At 40.3% G+C, this 18,218-nt stretch carries 14 protein-coding genes; 3 read left to right on the top strand and 11 right to left on the bottom strand.

Features of this window, described 5'->3' with window-relative positions:
- Window positions 1–24: 24 nt before the first annotated feature.
- The 4 genes from NDQ71_RS03515 to NDQ71_RS03530 form a co-directional block, all read right to left on the bottom strand.
- Window positions 25–2,376 carry a TonB-dependent receptor gene (locus tag NDQ71_RS03515; protein WP_301562261.1) on the bottom strand — a complete coding sequence of 784 codons (2,352 nt, stop codon included), beginning with the start codon at window positions 2,374–2,376 and terminating at the stop codon, window positions 25–27.
- A 120-nt stretch (window positions 2,377–2,496) separates the two neighbouring features.
- Window positions 2,497–3,804: an EAL domain-containing protein gene (locus NDQ71_RS03520; RefSeq protein ID WP_301562262.1), complete on the bottom strand. Its 1,308-nt coding sequence runs from the start codon at window positions 3,802–3,804 to the stop codon at window positions 2,497–2,499.
- Window positions 3,804–4,301, bottom strand: a complete 498-nt coding sequence (locus NDQ71_RS03525; protein ID WP_301562263.1) for a hypothetical protein — start codon at window positions 4,299–4,301, stop codon at window positions 3,804–3,806. The genes NDQ71_RS03520 and NDQ71_RS03525 overlap by 1 nt, the downstream gene beginning before the upstream one ends.
- A gap of 156 nt (window positions 4,302–4,457) precedes the next feature.
- Window positions 4,458–5,501: an alkene reductase gene (locus tag NDQ71_RS03530; RefSeq protein ID WP_192540526.1), complete on the bottom strand. Its 1,044-nt coding sequence runs from the start codon at window positions 5,499–5,501 to the stop codon at window positions 4,458–4,460.
- Window positions 5,502–5,625: 124 nt separating this feature from the next.
- On the opposite strand from NDQ71_RS03530, the gene NDQ71_RS03535 reads away from it, so the two are divergent.
- Both NDQ71_RS03535 and NDQ71_RS03540 read left to right on the top strand, forming a co-directional pair.
- Entirely contained in the window at window positions 5,626–6,207 is a 582-nt protein-coding gene (locus tag NDQ71_RS03535; RefSeq protein WP_192540525.1) for a TetR/AcrR family transcriptional regulator, read from the top strand.
- Between the two features lie 72 nt (window positions 6,208–6,279).
- On the top strand, window positions 6,280–6,675 hold the full coding sequence (locus tag NDQ71_RS03540) for a DUF2750 domain-containing protein (RefSeq protein WP_192540524.1): 396 nt from the start codon (window positions 6,280–6,282) through the stop codon (window positions 6,673–6,675).
- 79 nt (window positions 6,676–6,754) lie between these two features.
- Here the strand turns inward: NDQ71_RS03540 and NDQ71_RS03545 are convergent, their stop codons facing one another.
- Entirely contained in the window at window positions 6,755–7,267 is a 513-nt protein-coding gene (locus NDQ71_RS03545; RefSeq protein WP_301562264.1) for a gluconokinase, read from the bottom strand.
- Window positions 7,268–7,419: 152 nt separating this feature from the next.
- On the opposite strand from NDQ71_RS03545, the gene gntU reads away from it, so the two are divergent.
- Complete coding sequence (gene gntU, locus NDQ71_RS03550) at window positions 7,420–8,763, top strand: gluconate transporter (RefSeq protein WP_192540523.1); 1,344 nt, start codon at window positions 7,420–7,422, stop codon at window positions 8,761–8,763.
- Between the two features lie 41 nt (window positions 8,764–8,804).
- Here gntU and gntR read toward each other — a convergent pair whose 3' ends face one another.
- The 6 genes from gntR to zorA all read right to left on the bottom strand — a co-directional run bounded on the left by gntR (window position 8,805) and on the right by zorA (window position 18,123).
- Window positions 8,805–9,812, bottom strand: coding sequence for a gluconate operon transcriptional repressor GntR (gene gntR, locus NDQ71_RS03555; RefSeq protein WP_192540522.1), 1,008 nt, complete (start codon window positions 9,810–9,812; stop codon window positions 8,805–8,807).
- Window positions 9,813–10,221: 409 nt separating this feature from the next.
- Window positions 10,222–10,497 carry a hypothetical protein gene (locus NDQ71_RS03560; RefSeq protein ID WP_225736459.1) on the bottom strand — a complete coding sequence of 92 codons (276 nt, stop codon included), beginning with the start codon at window positions 10,495–10,497 and terminating at the stop codon, window positions 10,222–10,224.
- A 10-nt stretch (window positions 10,498–10,507) separates the two neighbouring features.
- Window positions 10,508–13,531: a DEAD/DEAH box helicase gene (locus NDQ71_RS03565; RefSeq protein WP_192540521.1), complete on the bottom strand. Its 3,024-nt coding sequence runs from the start codon at window positions 13,529–13,531 to the stop codon at window positions 10,508–10,510.
- A 46-nt stretch (window positions 13,532–13,577) separates the two neighbouring features.
- Window positions 13,578–15,272, bottom strand: coding sequence for an EH signature domain-containing protein (locus NDQ71_RS03570; protein WP_192540520.1), 1,695 nt, complete (start codon window positions 15,270–15,272; stop codon window positions 13,578–13,580).
- Window positions 15,273–15,274: 2 nt separating this feature from the next.
- Entirely contained in the window at window positions 15,275–16,033 is a 759-nt protein-coding gene (locus NDQ71_RS03575; protein WP_192540519.1) for an OmpA family protein, read from the bottom strand.
- Complete coding sequence (gene zorA / locus NDQ71_RS03580; RefSeq protein ID WP_192540518.1) at window positions 16,033–18,123, bottom strand: anti-phage ZorAB system protein ZorA; 2,091 nt, start codon at window positions 18,121–18,123, stop codon at window positions 16,033–16,035. Before zorA ends, NDQ71_RS03575 begins: the two co-directional genes overlap by 1 nt.
- Window positions 18,124–18,218 lie beyond the last annotated feature (95 nt).

The raw sequence follows: 18,218 nt of genomic DNA on the forward strand, positions 1-18,218 counted from the left end.
TGGGCTTTGTGTTTACACTATAGCTTAGAAATTAGCAGTAAATGTCAGTGCTGCTGTGCGCGGTGCACCAATAAAGTAAGTAGAGCCATTACCTGTGCCACCAGCAAGGTATTGTTTATCTGTTAGGTTAGTCACTGCAAAGGCAATGTCGATTGATTTAAATGCCCCTGCATTTACTTCAGCGTAGTAGCCTGCGTTAAAATCAATCACGGTATAACCATCAACCTCATTGCGAGTGCGGGTTTGTTCATCCGTCCATGCACCTAAACGCTCACCTGTGTATTTAGCTGAAATACCAAAACGGAAATCACCGCTGTAGTAATCAGTAGAGAGCACAAACATATCACTTGGTGCATCGATTACATCATCGCCCGCTCTAAAGCTTGGCCCTGCACCATCAATTATCTCACCGTTTGCATATGAACTTGGGTCGTCAGAGGCGTATTCAGAGCTATTGTTAGTGTACGAAGTGTAGATATTCCACTCATTGGTTAGCATATAGCTTGCTGATAATTCAAAACCTTGTGATTCAATACCACCCACATTAATGTACGAACCATTAGTGCCTATGGTGTAATCAATACCGCTGGTATCACTACCTGGGGCAATAAAGGTAATACGGTTTTCAAACTCAATTGAGTAAGCGGTTGCCGTAAGGCTTAAACGGTCAGCGTTATAACGTACACCAAAGTCAATATTTTCAGCGGTTTCTGGCTCAATATCGGTAAGCGTTGAGCTGTCGCGCTCAAGTACGCCATCTTTAATTGCTGCAAAATTTTCGCTGTAACTGGCGAATAACTCGGTGCTGCTATTAAGCTGATAAAGCACACCTGCGCTAAACAGTACATCTGAGTCACTGTCTACTTTATCTGAGCTGATATCATTAAAATGGTCATACTTTTGTAACTCTACCAAATATTGCTTAGCACCCATGTTTAAGGTGAAATCGCCCAGCGCCATTGAGTCTTGCAAGTACCATTTGAAGGTGTCGGTATCAAAGGTGTTTTTATACTGAGTCCAGTATGGAGTGCTGTCAAAGTGATGATAAACACGAGCATCAATTACTTTATGCCAATCACGCGATTCATCGCGCTCTGATTGCTCATACCAAATACCCGCTTCAATATCGTGCATACCAAGCGTTAATTGGTAATTAGCGGTTAAACCTAAACGGTTTTTATCATAATGAGTATGACGATACGACATCACAGGTGTGGCATCTGCTGAATAACATGCTGGGTTTAAGCCAGGGCCCGATTCCCACGGCCAACTTAAACTTTGCGTGCAACCTTCGTTTGGCGCCAGTGGCTTACCATCACTATCTACAAAGCCATACGAGCCGGCATTACTGCCACCTTCTGTGGTTGGGTTGCCATTTTCATCAACGGGTGAGGTTAAATACGGTGGGATCCAGTCCCCTCGGCCTGAGTTTTTATGATAATACGGGCTGACTGTAAGTAATGACGACGGTGAAATAGCGTATTCAAACTTTAAATAACCTAACGTATTTTCGCGCAATGTGCTCCAACCTTCTGCAAACATTTGGTCAAAGTGAGGAGTGCCTGTCCAATTCCACGTTAGTTGATCCCAATCTGGCGTTTGTGCAAATTGTTCAAGGCTTACGCTGTTGTAGTTTGTTTCGCTAACATCGTCATACGACAAGCGCCCTGTCAGGGTTAACGCGTCAAAGTTTGATACAAATTTAAGCTCAGCATGTTGGTTATCTTTACCACCATTGCTGCCATCGCCTATCCAACGGCTTGTATCAGTTTGCGAGTAACTCACATAGGCTTGGGTGTTGTCAAAAATGCTGCCTGTTTCATGTTTAAAGTAATAACGTGAGGCATTATGATCGCCATTGGTATAAGCAAAGGTGGTGCTTTTTTCAAGGCTTGGATCTTTACTGACAAAGTTAAACGTACCACCTAAAGCCTCAAGTGAGGCAGAGGCGATATCTGAGGTACCTTGGCCTACTTCTACCGTGGCTAAATTTTCGCTGTCTAAATAACGGTTCGCTTTTGCCCCGCCACCATAATTAGAGCCACCATTTGGAATGCCATCAACAGTCATACCTAATTGCTGTTGGTTGCCGTCAATGCTAAAGCCACGCATGGTGATCGTGGTTGACCAATCATCACCACCAAATGCATCACCTTCGTTAATACTGATACCAGGCAAGTTATCAATCACCGCCAATACACTTGATACTGAGCTTTGTTGCTCAATCATTGATTGTTCAATCATACTATTGGCGTAACTGGTTGGTTTAGCCACTACAGTGACTTCTTCTATTTCATTATTATTGGCAAAGCTGTTAGTTGAAAAAGCCAAAGCGATAGCAAGGCTCAGAGTCGATTGTTTTGTCAAAGTACGCATTATTGTCCCATTTGCAATTGTTATTTTGGATGCGGGCACAGTATGGCGGGAATTTGTGACAAAACAGGTACGTATTCTTGACACAATGATTAAACAAATATAGAACTTTTATGGCAACTCTTAGACTTCGTTAGCATTATTGCGGGTTTGGGTAAAGCTTATCACTTCATTACGTAGCATTGCGGGAGCGTACAACCAGCCTTGTGCTGTCGTGATCCCTAAACTCCTCACCCACTGCTCTTCCTCAGGTGTTTCTATGCCTTCGGCTACAACAGCAAAGCCAAGCTTGGCAAATAACTCGGTAACTTGTTGATAAAGAATTCGCCCTGCATCTTGCTGACATTGCAATAAAAACTGGCGGTCTAATTTAACATGCTTGACCGGAAAATGAGTCAGCATAGATAAACTTGAGTAGCCTGTGCCAAAATCATCCAGCACGGTTTCGATATTATGCTCGCGCAGCTTATTTATATTCTGCGTCACGATGATTTGTTGCTCTAGATAGCTTGATTCGACAATTTCGATTTTCACTTGATCAGCAAATTCAACAAACAGCTGGCAAATTTTCTCAACCATAGCGGTGTTGGTCAGTACATCAGGATTAACATTGATACTGATGTTGGGCTTAAAACCCACCTTGCGCCACTGAGTTAAATCACGGGCTGCTTGCTTAATTACCCAGTCATCGATGATATCGGTTTGCTTGTGTATGATCAGGGTATCTAAAAAATAAGGCCCCGAGACACTGCCATCGTTATTGTGTAAGCGTAGTAATGCTTCAAAACCAATTACATGCCCAGAGTTTAAATCGATTTGTGGCTGGTAATACAAGGCAAGCCTTGCGTTTGAAATAGTATTTAGCACAGTGGTCAGTTGTGCGCTGGAAAGGTTCTGCGCTTGTTGTTGCTTGATAAAACGCTGCTCAGAGTCCGCGACAAACCGCTCACTGACATTTAATTGGCTACTGAGTTTATTGAACGCCATTTGGTAATTATTTTTTTCACTGCTTAAGCGTAAAAATGGATAATAAATACAGGCATTACAAATAATCAAAAACACTTGGTATAAAGGCGCGATTGCATCTGTGCCAACCATAGCACCATTGATGATGGTGGGCGTCATCCAACTAATGGTCACTTCTTGGTAATCTATTACGCCACTGGAGAGTAAAAAATAACTGATCAAAAAGTTAAAGCACGGCACTAAAATAAAAGGCACTAATAACATAGGATTTAGAAATACCGGCAATGCAAATAAGATAATTTCGCAAAAGTTAAATAACGAAAACGGGATTGATATTTTTGCGATACTTTTTTCATGGCTACCATTTGGCAACATGAATGCCGCTACGATTAAGCCAATAAAACACCCAGTTCCACCAATTAACACAAAAGTATCGTAAAAGGTTTTTGCCAGTAAACCCGGCACTATATCTTGTTGTAAAAACAGCTGATCAATGGTAATTCGAGCCAGTGCTTAGGCACCAGTTTATAACCCAGCATAAGCAAATAACTGGTTAAAGTTGGTACTAATACAGCGTAAGCCGATGCACCTTCACCGTTGACTGCCAATTCACCATTTGTAAATGTTAAAAAGTCACTGTGCGCACAAAAGCTCACTAACGCTAACATACTGCCAACTACTGCGCTGTTACCAAGGTTCTTAGATAAGTGAAAACCTACCGACAGTGCAACCATCAATGGCAGTAATGTAAAGATGATATTTGAGCTGTGCTCAATAACGCTGTACAGGAAATCGCTGGGGGATAAAATGGCAAAATTAACGGCAAGGTTTAATACTAGAATGGCCAGTGCTGAACTTACAAAATAAGGGATCAATGCAATAAATGCTTCGCGTAATGAAATTATATAGCGCGATTGAGCAAAAACAGAAAACAGTATATTGAGTTGCTTTAGAACCAACACAGTACTTCTCAAAATTAATTTATGTAACCGAGTATAATTTATTTACCCTGCAATTGTTAATAATTTAAAACAACGCTTTAACATGGCCGATATAACGTTGTCATGTGCAAAAAAATACCACCGATAACGGTGGTATATAACTTTTACTAACTTAGCTTAAATAAGTTCAGCTAACATACTTTCATCGTATGCAACAAGCTGTTCATTGTTGGCAATTTTGCTCACATAATCAGGATTTGCAATAAATGGCCGACCAATGGCAATTAAGTCAAATTTATTGTCATTTATCGCCGTGGTGGCACTCTCATAGTCATAACCACCCACGCCAACTAGCGTGCCACTAAAGTGCTCGCGTAAGTATTCAGAGGTAGTTTTATTGCCAAGGCTTGCAAAGCGCATGCTGTCATCAAAAATACCACCGTGTAAGTAAGCCAGTTTGCGCGTGTTTAGCTGAGCAAGTAAGTAATCAAATACACCTTGATCACGTTCATCTTCACTCATATTAAAATAAGCACCAGGCGATAAACGCAGTGCTGTTTTATCTGCACCAATTGCGGCAATAACACCATCAACTACTTCTAACGCAAAGCGTGCCATATTTTCAGGTGTTTGCCCGTATTGATCAGTGCGCTCATTGGCTGCGAAATGTAAAAACTGATCAATCAAATAACCATTGGCACCGTGGATTTCAACACCGTCAAACCCTGCTTCTACTGCATTTTCAGCCGCTTTTGCGTAATCAGCAACTAAACCTTTAATATCTTCAAGGGTGGCCGCTTTTGGTGTTTGGTAAGTTAACTCACGCATCCGTGGTACTGAGCCTTGTACACCAATGGCTGATGGTGCTAAGACTTCGCCGTCAAAAAAGTGTGGATGTGCCACACGGCCTACATGCCATAGTTGAGCAAATATTTTACCGCCGTTAGCGTGTACTGCGTCGGTTACTTTTCTCCAGCCTTGAATTTGCTCGCTGGTAAATAAACCTGGTGTATTCGGGTAACCTTGTGCATCAGGGCGAATAATCGTGGCTTCGCTGATAATTAAGCCCGCATCTGCACGGCGCGCATAATAGTCAACCATGGCTTGCGTTGGTACTAAGTTATCGTCTGCCATACAACGCGTTAATGGCGCCATCAGTATGCGGTTTTGTAATGCTATGCTGTTATTCAGTTTAAATGGTTGCAGTAGTTCTGTGGTCATTTTTTTAATCCTTATCTTGAATATACATTCAAGATAAGGGCGTGCCCTAAAATATTCAAGTCTATTTTTGAATATTTGTTCAAGATTAAGTAAACTGCCTTCACCAACACAATAAGAGAGCACTATGAGAGTAGCCGAATTTGACCGCGAGTATGTACTGCGCCAAGCGATGCTTGCTTTTATGCAATGCGGTTATGCCAAAACCAGTATGCAAAAATTAACGCAAGTTACTGCACTGCATCCAGGCTCTTTATATGCTGCGTTTGGTAATAAAAAAGGTATTTTTTTAGCGGCTATTGAGCAATATCAAACTGATCGTAACCAACAATTCACAGCGCTATTTTGTGAGCATAAACCAGTATTACCTAGCCTGCGCCTTTATTTGGATGCAATTATCAAAGAGTGCGTTTGTGGTGATGCGATGAAAGTATGCTTGCTTACAAAAAGTATTAGTGAAGTTGAAGGGCAAGATTTACAAATAAGCCAAGTACTAATGGCTAATTTAAACGCCTACGAAAACGCCCTTGCCGAACAATTTGAGCGCGCGATAAAAGAAGGTGAAATCCCAAATACACGCACAGCTGAGCATCTAGCTCGTTTTTTAGCGATGGGTCTTTACGGCTTGCGAACCTATGCACTGACTAACCGTAACGAACACGATCTAAGCCAGCTCGCCGACGATTTATACCACGCAATGTGTAATTAATTTTTAACTAATCGACATTTTGTCATAATAGTCAATATACTATACCTAAGCCATTCTAGAGAGAGTCTATTAATGAGTAATGCAACAGCAACCGCATCTGAAAAATTTGAGACTATTCTAAATTTAGGAGCCAAAAAGAGACTGGCTTTTATGTTTGAGACAGTCCACGAATTCAAGCAAGTTTGGATATTAAATGACGACGATGGCTGTGTAATGCTTGCCAACGAAGATGATGATTGTGTACCGGTATGGCCAGAACGCATTTACGCCGAAGCATGGGCCACCGGTGAATGGGAAAACTGCACAGCAAAAGCAATCCCATTAAAAGATTGGCATTCACGCTGGACACCGGGCCTTGAGCAAGACGACTTACTTATTGCCGTATTCCCAACGGAAGAAGACGACGGCACAATTTTATTTCCTGATGAATTTGATTCACAGCTAAAAGCACCTAAAAAACGTTACTAATTAGATAATGTAGAAGTCGCAGCTTACTTGGTTTTCTGCGACTTTAATTACTCCCCTCTAAAAACAAGCACTTTAAAAGTTATAGCGCGGTCGCTTTAAAACAACTTTCAACTACGTCTGCAAATGGTTGGTCTATATCAATAGTAATTACATTGTTTTCATCCGGCATTTCCAGCGTATCAAACTGGCTTTTTAACAGTTCTACTGGCATAAAGTGGCCTCTCCTATCCCGCATTCTTTCTTTCACTAATGCAAACTCACCGTAAAGATGTAAAAAAGTGATACCCACATTACCATCACATATTTGCTGGCGGTATTTTTGTTTTAAGGCGGAGCAAACAATAACAGCCACTTCATTTTTCTTTTCAATACTAAAAGCAGCATCACGAATTCTTTCTAACCACGGCGTTCTGTCATTATCATTAAGTGGCTCCCCAGCAGCCATTTTTAATATATTTGCTTTTGGATGCAGATCATCACCATCAATAAACTTAACATTCATTTTTTTCGCTAATGCTTGGCCAACACTTGATTTGCCAGTGCTTGATACGCCCATAATAATAAATATACGCCCAGTTTTTGTTTGGCTCACTTGATTAACCTCTATTTAATTTTAAATTCATTGCTGTTCAATGTATTTATTATTTTAAGTTACAGGTAGTATGTTACCCGTAACAATTGATTATGTGAAGTTAAACAAAAATTAACCGAAAAATAATTTAAATAGTATTAAGTAGGAAGTATATGTCAGATTTATCTTTAATTTTAACGGCCGTGGGATCTATCTTTTTATTACTTTTTCTCGTAATGAAAGTCAGGCTACACGCTGTTGTTGCTTTGATATTAGTCTCTATGATCGCCGGATTGAGCTCAGGCATGAGCCCTGAAACGATCACCAAAACCATTGAAAAAGGCATGGCTGGCACCCTAGGCTTTGTTGCTGTAGTGGTTGCCTTAGGTGCTATGTTTGGCAAGGTTATGGAAGAAACTGGTGCACTTGATCGTATTGCACATACTCTTTTACACAGGTTTGGTGATAAAAATGCCAATTGGGCACTGACCTTTACGGGTTTTATTTGCGCTTTACCGTTATTTTTTGATGTTGCTGTGGTTCTATTAATTGGTATTGCTTTTGCCGTGGTCAGAAAAGGCGGCGGCAGTGTCATTAAAATTGGCATTGGTTTACTGGCAGGGATCGCATCTTGCCAAGCATTTTTAATTCCGGCCCCAGGTCCTATTTTAGTAGCATCTGAACTAGGTGCTGACTACGGTTATATGATTTTATTTGGCTTACTCGCGGGTATTCCTGCAATGCTACTTGGCGGCCCTATTTGGGGATCTTTTATTTCTAAGTCTATTCATGTTGAATTACCCGAGCACGCTCAGACAGATAACGACACAAGAGCAGGCGTAGGGATACCCAGCTTTGCCCTTGCCCTTGGTTTAATCGCTTTACCTTTAATTATGATCAGCTTAAACACCTTAGGGGGTCGATTTGTGCAAAGTGACTCGAGTATCGCACACTGGCTTGCATTTATTGGTCATCCTTTTACTGCCATTTTAACCGCCTGTTTAATGGCTTTTTACCTGCTTGGTGTTAAACGAGGTGTGCCTAATAACCGAATAATGGAGATCTGCGGTAGTGCCCTACAACCCGCCGGCGTGATTATTCTGGTCACTGGTGCAGGTGGCGTGTTTAAACAAGTATTGATTGATTCTGGCGTCGGCGATGCACTGGGTAATTACCTTGCAGGTTCAGGTTTACCTATTGTTATTTTAGCGTTTGTTTTGGCTGCTGCGGTAAGAGTAATTCAGGGCTCTGCAACCGTTGCTATGCTAACCGCATGTGGCTTGATTACCCCAATGCTTGCGCCTCTTGGTCTAAGTGGTGCGCAGCTTGCTGCAATTACTATTGCTATTGGAGGTGGCTCAATCGTGCTGTCTCATGTTAATGACTCGGGGTTTTGGCTGGCCAGTCGCTACCTTGGTCTTACTGAAATGCAAACGCTTAAGACATGGACGGTGATGGAAACAATTATTGGTACATGTGGTGCGATAGTCGCAATATTGATCTCGCTATTCCTATAGCGACTAAATGCTCAAGTTTTTAGCTTGAGCACTTTTTAATACTAAGCACTTTCACCTAAATGAATTTTATAACCCACATCAAAAACCGACTCGTAATCTACTTCATCCTGTTTGCTATCAATTACGCTCAATAACCTTTCGCCTGCAAGATTACCAATGTGTTGCCGCGGCGTTATTACACTGGCCAGTTGCGGCACCATAGATTGACCAACATCGTGACCATGAAAACCAACAATAGCCATCTGCTGCGGTACTGCGATATTATTTTTTTGACACTCGAAAATCGCACCTACCGCCAAGTCATCATTGGTACAAAAAACACAGTCTGTATCTGGGTAACTCTTGAGCGTTTGCAGTATCAGCTTGGCGCCTAAACTGTATGACGATGGCTTATCTGTCATAATGTCTCTAGGTGTTAATCCCCTTTTAGTCATCGCAGCGGCATAACCTTGCAGTTTAAGCTTGGTTCTCGTATCAAGCCTAGCACCTAAATAAACAATATGTTTATAGCCTTTATCTATAAGAGCGCTGGTCATATCAAAGGCCGCTTTAATATTATCAAAGCCAATTGAATAGTGGATGGGAGGATGATTAATATCCATTATTTCGACAACTGGAATGCCTGCCATTTTTATCATTTGCCGAGTTCGCTCGGTATGAATTGTCTCAGATAATATCAAGCCATCAACATGATAAGACAATAAATATTCTACCCTTTTCTCTTCAATCTCTGGGCTATAACCATAATGCGCGAGCATAGTTTGATAACCTGCCGGTTCAACTACTTCTTCAATTCCTCGGATCACTTGCGCAAACACTTGGTTAGTCAATGATGGAACCAACACGCCGATAGAAAAGCTTTTCGCATTTGACAATAAATCGGGGGCTTTATTAGGTATATAACCAAGTAGGTCAATCGCTGCACTGATTTTACTGCGCGTAGCCTCAGATACTTTCGTAGGACTTTTTAAATAACGACTTACCGTCATTTTAGTCATACCTACAGCATCGGCTATATCTTGCAAAGAGGAGCGTTTACTTTTTTTCATTACAGATAATGTATTTTAAATGTTACCTATAACATAACAATTTCGGTTGCACTTAGCCACTGCAGCGCTCTTATTTATTGCTCATCAAGGGTTTAAAATATGTATAAGCTAAAAAGGACGTCATGAGACGTCCTTTTTTACAACTCCACTTAGCAGAAAATAGACTTATTAAAAGTTATAGCTTGCACCTAACCAATACATTCTACCAGGCTCAACACCTGAGAACCCTTCGGTCACGTATTGGTACGTGCATTAAATAAATTAGTAATATCTGCTCTTAGCTCAACATTTTGGCCTTTAATAAAGCCCCCCTCTTATTCTAGTGTTTGGCTAACCGAAAGTGCAGCACCGCAATATCATTTCGTGGAATAAGTCGGTATACCTCAAGTGTGTCTGCCATGATTAATTGTCATTCATACAGCAAGCGCTGAGTTAGTTCCTGTTGAGATAGCTTTAAACTAACCGGTATAAAAAACGTAAAGCGGCTATTAGCTTTACAAGTGATAATTGCTTTTTCACGCGATTTATAACGGTTATCAATAACCTGCAATTGCCAGTTAAAATTATCGCCGTCACTGATTAGGGTATTTACCCCCGCTTGTTTACCAAGTTCATGTGGCAGACGGGGTAAATCAGCTTTTAAGTATTTATTAAGCGTATTTGAGGCGCTTAGTTGGAGTTTCATAAATTTAACCTCATAACCCCATTGACGACATTAACTCGTGTTCACTCACAACTTCAGGCGTTACTACAGCGTCCCTTAGCATGGTTTTCTTTGCAAGTAGTTTGTCTAGGTTCACATCAAACGAATCGTACTCTGGATGTAGAAGGCAGGGTAAGTGAATAAACACAGGCTTTTTTTGACCTATTCGATATACACGGTCTGTAGCCTGAGCCTCTTTTGCGGGGTTCCAATGGCGCTCTAAATGCACTACGTGATTTGCACCAATAACCGTTAAGCCAACCCCCGCAGCTACAGGCGACATAATTATAATGTTAAAGCCGTCTTTTGCTTCAAAGTCGGTGATCATCCCTTTACGGGACAGCTGATCCTTCTTAGTTGCCATTGCTTTACTATCGCCATTAATAACATGAATATTCAACTCATAAATTTTATCTAGGCATATTTTAAGAACGGCTTGAAGTTTTTTAGTTGTCGCAAAAATTATGACCTTCTCTTGTTTGTTTTTTATATCTGACAATATATCTAACAACATGCGCAACTTTTCAGACTCTTGTAAATTGCGCTGCGCATCTTTTGCATTACTCGGTGGCTGTTTAAAAACCTCATCAAGCCTTGGATGTAAACTAACAGCCCTTAATTGCTGCAGAACTGTTAAAGCATGCCCTCCGCCCTGCTCTTTCGCTTTTTCAGCTCTATAATCTTCAACAATTTGGTTGTAGCTAAGTAATTGTCCGCCGGTCATATTACGCGCGAGTTCAGGTGCAAATGCCATATTGTCGGCTAAATCTTTATGAATGCCTGTTTTTATTGTTTTAGTGGGCATTCCGGTTAGTTCGTCTTCCTTGGTTCGACGTAACATAAACTGGCCTGCAGCATTACGTAAGTCGTTACCAACGTCTAAGCGTACCTCTGCTTTTTCTTCTTCATTAGCACTGCTTATTGGCTTAATCCACCGCTCTCTAAAATAGCCCCAATCGCCTAATAGCCCAGGTTGCGCTGTATCCATTAAACACCAAAATTCGCTTAAACTATTTTCTACAGGGGTACCTGTGGCTAGTAATTTAAAATCAGCTTTTAGTGCTTTAGCTGCGCGCGTTGCTTGCGTATTCGGGTTTTTAATATTTTGAGCTTCATCAAATATTACAATTCCCCAGTCAATAATACATAAAGAAAATTGGTAATCCCGTAGCGTTTGATAAGTTGTAATAACAACACGTTTATCCATATCTAAACGCCTTATTGCTGCATCAGCCCCAACATGCAAAGCGTAACGAATAGATTTATGATCAGCATGCAAATCATTCATTACCGTCGTAAGCTGCATAGACTCTCGTTCAGCCCCTTGAACTTTAAACTCTTTCAAATCCCTTGATGACTGCAGGACTTTAATATCTCTAAATGGGGAATCTTTAAAAGTAGCTTCAACCTCTTGTTCCCAGTTTTCCAATAAGCTAAGCGGTGCAACTATTAATATAGGCTTCTCTGATTTATTGCTTTGCTTCTGCATTGACAAGTACTCAGCCAGCATCACCAGCGTCATATAGGTTTTACCTAGCCCCATATCATCCGCTAGTAAAGCCCCCTGTACTCTATACATATCATCATGGTTATCTAATTGCGCTGACTTAAGTAACGACAGCATCCAGCTAATGCCAGACTCTTGATGAGGGAAAGGTGTTCGCGCTAAATTAGTTCTGTCAAAGTTAATACCTTTATCAAGCTGAGATACCTTATCAACAATATCTTTATTATGTTCTTCGGTGTCTTTAAGCAATAAAGAGACTTGCTCTTTTTTAACTGGCAAATCATCAGTATCAGGTATGTCAGAGTCACGGGATGGGTTTGCTAAATTTTCTCTTACCTCTGCGAGTGTTTCATTAACTCGCTGCTCATCGCGTATATCAATTGACTCATCATCAACAATAACGCTGTCGGCATTTTGCCCTTTAGCTTGCTGGTAGCTTTGCTCAAACGATACAACATCTTCCTCGCATTCAAGCAACTTAACTAATCGCTCTGGTGGTTCACTGTCTGTATTAGTTGAAAACCAGCCATTACTGCCATCGCTGTCTTGACCAAAAGGGATGTGTACCATTTTGCCAATACCAGCAACTCTGAGAGAAAACCCAAGATCGAGGTTAAGAATAGACGCATCTAAAAAAGCTGAAGGAGTTTTAATAAATTCTGCGACTTTATGTGCTGGAATGGTTCTATTTTGAAGTACTTCTTTAACAGCTTGTTTTTTATCGTCAGTCAGTAAAACAATGCGGTCTTTAATTCGCATTACTTGCCCGTCACCCTGTAGCTGAGCTAAACGATTTTGTAAGTCTTCAGGCGATGAGCCATCACCAAAGCTTGGGCTAAGTTCTAAACTTCCATCTGCGTTTTGATTAGCTGTTACTGTAATTTGGTCTGGTTGTATTAAATCAAATTTATCAAAATGTTTTAAATCTAGCTTTAATCCATCTTTAACTGCTTGTTGTAACTTAGCAACAGCCAATACATGATTCAGCTCAGTACGATCATCAGGCGTAAGCGAGGAATGTTCTTCAACCGCTAAAACAGCATTAAGCTGTTCAGGTGTCATTAAATACTGTGTTTGCTCACTAAAGACAAGTATGGGACCTTTTCTTTTTACTGGATATTTTTGCTGGTCGTGTTTTGCAAATAACTGCAGCGTAAAGCTGCTCTTAGTTGTTCTGCCTTGAATATCAACGTCAAAGTCGTTATCAAAAAAGGGCGGTAACCCTAAAACGTCTGCATCTTCAGGATCTAGTAAACATGCTTGCTCACTGTCTAATCTAAAGCCATTAGGTATAGGCTGTGCAATATCTCGCTCTTGTAGCATTTTAAGTACAACATGCTGAATAAGCTGGCAACCTCCGCCCTCACCATTATTTAAGCAATGGAATGAGGCTTCATCAGTGGCAAAATTAACGCCATACGAGTCATACACTAAGGAGTATCGTTCAGCTGCTAAATGACTATTTTTATTTTTAGGCAAAAGCCCTTTTATCAAACTAACAAGTGACATGTATTTTTAAATCCCCTTTTAATATTCCTAGTACGCAATTTACTTATTAAGCAAGTTCCCAACAGAGCCTGTCGTCTCTAGTTACTCTATTTTCAGATAACATTGAATAAAGTTTAGAATTCACAGTTGAGCGGTCAGCCTTCATATTAAACTCACTGTTTAAAACCTTAACGAGCTCTTTGGCGGTAATTGGTTGGTACACTTCTAGAGCGTTTAATAAATTGATTTCCAAAAGATTCTTTTCTTCTACTATTTTTCTTACTACAGGTAATCCATAACGATTAACATATCTTCTGTATTCGTCTTTATAAAAGAGCTTTTCTAAATCGAGCTCAACACCATTTTGAGTTAAAAAATCAATAGCATTTTTTTGCCAAGAAGTCGGCGAGTGTTGAATAGGCATTAACTCGCCTTTTGGATAGTTCTTTTTAAATTCCTGTGGAAAGCTGTGTGTTAAAGAAGAATGGTTTAACTCACTCAAAGAGTAATCGTTAAGCTTCTCACTAGGTAAACCCATATAAATCCATAGCTTAAAGTTATGCGATCCTTCAATGATATGAAAATCACCGCAATCTAAATAAATAATGGAAGTTTGAGCCATTCCTCTTAGGTTTATATAACTGGTTGTTAAACTCTTACCTAGCACTCGCTTAACTGTATGCTCTGCTTGGTTTCCAAGCATTAGTCGTGTATTGCGCACAAACCCATGTTCATAAAGCCCTTCTAAAAAACGCTTACGTGCGGGGAACATTCTATTTAACGCTTCATCGCCGGTGTAATTTGCGTACTCTTCAATGGCACCTAAAAATAATCGTAAGTCTTCTTTAGCAAGCCAGCTTGTCACTGCTTTTATTCTATTTTCACCAATAGGCTTCCACCACTGGCGGTAGTTATTTGCTGTATTAGCAATACGCGGATCACCAGCTAAATTTAGTACAAAGTGTTGCCAAGTTTCACTGGGGGCACCAGCAGAGCGGTCTATAATAATCTCAAGTGCTTTGTGGCCAATGCGTTTACCATCTTCAAACGGCATCATAGAAACACTCGGTTTTAATAGTTCATACAGTATTTCATGTTGCTCACCAACAGGTATTTCTCTTAGCGTATCTAAGTAGTATTGCGCGTGGCAAATATCTAAAAATCGCCCTTGCGGCAGCTCGTTTAAGCGTAGTTTTTTTAATTGTTCGTTTAAGTCTAAATGATTTTGTTTGGCAAGGTTAACCAAAGCCTTAGGAGCGGTTAAATCTAGCAGCCATTTAGCTTGGTTAAGCACCGATAATATTGTGTCACTTGAGTTTTTGCGATCTTTTAAACGCTGCTCTATCTGCTCTATAAGCCACTGCGATAACCGATTAAAAATATTACCATCAGATAAAGTATCAAAATAACGATAAACCAACGAAATTAAATTCATTAATGACGACATACCAAGTTTGGGGTGTTTAGCTTGAATGTAATCTATGGTTTCTTCGTTTAACGAGCCTGTTCTTACTTCCTCTTTATCAATCCATAACTGAGTTAAAACTCGCACACCTTTGCGTTTAAGTAGTGTATTTTTTAATTGCGTAATATCCTTACTTAGCACACATTGCCTGACTTGCTGCTCTAAGGCTTTAAATTCTTCGCCTTGCCCTACACCATCGGCAATTTCCTTAGTTTTTACTGTTAAGCTACTCCACTGTTGTGAAGTACGCACCCAGTCAAACTGGGTAAGTTGTACTAACGGAGGTAATTGCAGCATGGTTATTGCATCTCCAAACGGCTTCTTACCGTTTCATATTCCGCACTGGTAGGCCTGCGAATTGTAAAGCGAATATCAATTCGTCTATTTGTTCTAAAGTCATCCTCAGTTAACTCTTCAACAACCATACGCCTTGTTGCCGCATAGCCACTTACTGAAAAAAGCGGGTTACCTTCTTTGTTGGTTATACCTGCTAAATCATGTTCGCTTGGCAATAGTTTACTCCAAAGCTCCCATAAAGAGATGGCTCTAAATGTAGACAACCCCCAATTCCCTTTACCCAGCATGCCGTAAAAATTTTTACTATCGGTATGCCCTTCAATAAAAATAGTATCGAGAAATTGCTCACGGTTATCTTTATTTATAACCTCAGCAAGCACCTCACCAATTTGAAGTGCAGTGCCTTCAAACTGCGGGCTTATATTAAAAGCAGCACTATCAAACCCTAAAATATCGTTAGGAATACTTAAGACCGTCTCATTTTCACTAACCGTGACTTGTATGCCTCTTTTACGCAGTAAATCAGCGGCTTCATGTAAGATAGTTTTACGTACACCCTCAGCCATGTGCAGCATTTCTAGCTCTTGGGTAAATGCTTGTTGCTTATTTTCAAGCTCTTGTTTGGCTTCCATAAGCTCAACCATTAACACCACAGACGCTAAAACAAATAAAATAAGTAAGCCCGATAAAATATCCGAAAACGACATCCAATACGGGTTTTCTTCATCAACACTTACTTGGCCGGTTCTAAATACCCGCATTAGCTACGCTCCAACTCATCCACTAAATCAGAAATAGAACTCACTGTTCGGCGCATTTGGTCGCTAAATTCAAGCGTGGTGGTATTCCATGTTTCCATACGCTCTTTAACTTGGGTATTTACTTCTGATGAATAACTGCGTAGCCACTCATTCGTTTGCTTTTCAATATCCGACACTTGCTTAGCTAAGGTATTACTTAACCCTTCAAATGAGGCCTCAACACCACTTATAAAGTCAACTTGGTGGGTTTTCATTTCACTAAAACCACTTTGGGCTAGTTTTGCCGTATCGCCAAACTGTTCAGTGGTTGTAACAAGGGATGTTTCTAGCCCCTTCAATATTTTAGCTTGTTCAATCACATGGTTTGCTAATGTATCATTTTGAGCCGAAATACCTTTTATTGTATCCGTCATATCCCCTAAACGCGTATCAAACAATTCTGTAGCTTTTACTAAATTGCCCGATAAGAGACCTATTTGGTTTGAACTGTTACTTAAGTTTTGGCTACTTATAGCAGATGACTCGGCAACCGTTTTAAGCTCCCCTATAACGTCTTTATGCTGTGCAATAACAGAATCCATATGCGTTTGCGTACGTTTTACTGCGTCAGTCATTGAGGTAAGCATTTGGTCTTGTTGTGCTAGCCACTTACCTAACTGCGTTTGTAATTGCTCACGATATTCTGAGTCTCGTTTAGATGCTTCAAGTTGTTGGTTGTTAATTAAAGAGCCAAACGTTTCTTCAAGCGCTTGTTGGCGCTGCTCAGAGCTTTGCATAAAGCTTTGTAAACTTGCCTCTAAGCCTGTAGTAAAGGCTTGTTGTTGGATCGTAGATTTTTCATTTTGGTTCGCTTGCTCATTAAGCCAGCCACCCAATACTGATTGTAAATTATCTACATGGCTTGCTTCTCGCGCAGCTTGCGATTGTTGCTGAGATTCAAGGGCAGTAAACAATTTTTGTTCCATAAGCTGTTGGTGCTCTTGGCTTTTACTAAGCATTGTATTTAATTGTTCATTAAACTGTGTTGACGCACCAAGGTGTTGCTCAGTCATCTGCTGTGCTTGGCTGGCATTCTGCTCAATTACTGCACTCATTTTAGTGCTTAAACCACTTACAGCATCATGCATTTGTTCAGTGGTTTTTTGCATTAGTTCACCTTGATCTTTACCCGCAGCTTGCATACTTTGTGTAAAGTTACCAATAACTTGCTCTAATACGCCACTTGTTTGCTCGCTGGTATTACTCACTAACGACTGCATAGCAGGTGCCATTACATTATTAAGTGCATTGGTAAATGCCTCTTGCATGCTGTCACTTACGCCTGAAATCGTCTCTTGTAGGCGATCACCAATTCGTTCATGCAGCTCTTGAAGCGCCTCACTGCTATCGCTAGTATTTTTTGAAATATCAACTAAAGACTTTTCAGCAGGTAAACGAGGAAACAAAAAGTCTATAGTTTGCTGAATTTTTATCACTTTATTTATAATTCGACGTTCTGTGTTTTTCTCAAAAATATTAAGTAATAAACTAAGCCCTACCCCCCAAACAGAGGTAACAAATGCCATAGCCGCACCGTTAATCATACTGGCTATGCCACCTTTTAGTGCTTCAATTTCGTTACTTTCTATATGCAAGCCTTTTAAGCCCATAGTTAAGCCTAAAAAAGTACCCAGTACACCGATTGCGGTTAAAAATGAGGGAGCTGCTGCAAGTAACCTATTTGAGGTTATACCCGAAGCCAATGTTTTTGGATTAAAAAAATGTTCTGCATCAAGGGTATTATAAATTCTTTGATCACGGTGATCGGCAACTAAGCTTTCATCAAATTCACGCCATAGATTTTTAACTACTTCGTTGTTAGAAGATTTAGCCTTATCTTTGATCTCAATAATATTGTCATAAAGTGAACTGGTAGTTTGAGATGCAACAATATCCTCAACCCCTTTTATTGTTTTTTTACTACTTGCATTTAATTGGAAAACGCGCACAACAGAAAAACCAAAAAGTAACAGCATAACAATTATAAATGAACGCCCTAACCATGCACTTGGCCACAATAAATCAGCATTTAATAACAAACTATCCAACATTACCTGCTCCTATCCCATTAATATCAGGGTACTTCTTAATAACAATTAAACTCATTAAAACTCTGCAGCCGCTATTTTAAAGCAGCTAAGTGTTT

The organism is Pseudoalteromonas sp. KG3 (assembly GCF_030436385.1).
GTDB classification, from domain to species: Bacteria; Pseudomonadota; Gammaproteobacteria; order Enterobacterales; family Alteromonadaceae; genus Pseudoalteromonas; species Pseudoalteromonas prydzensis.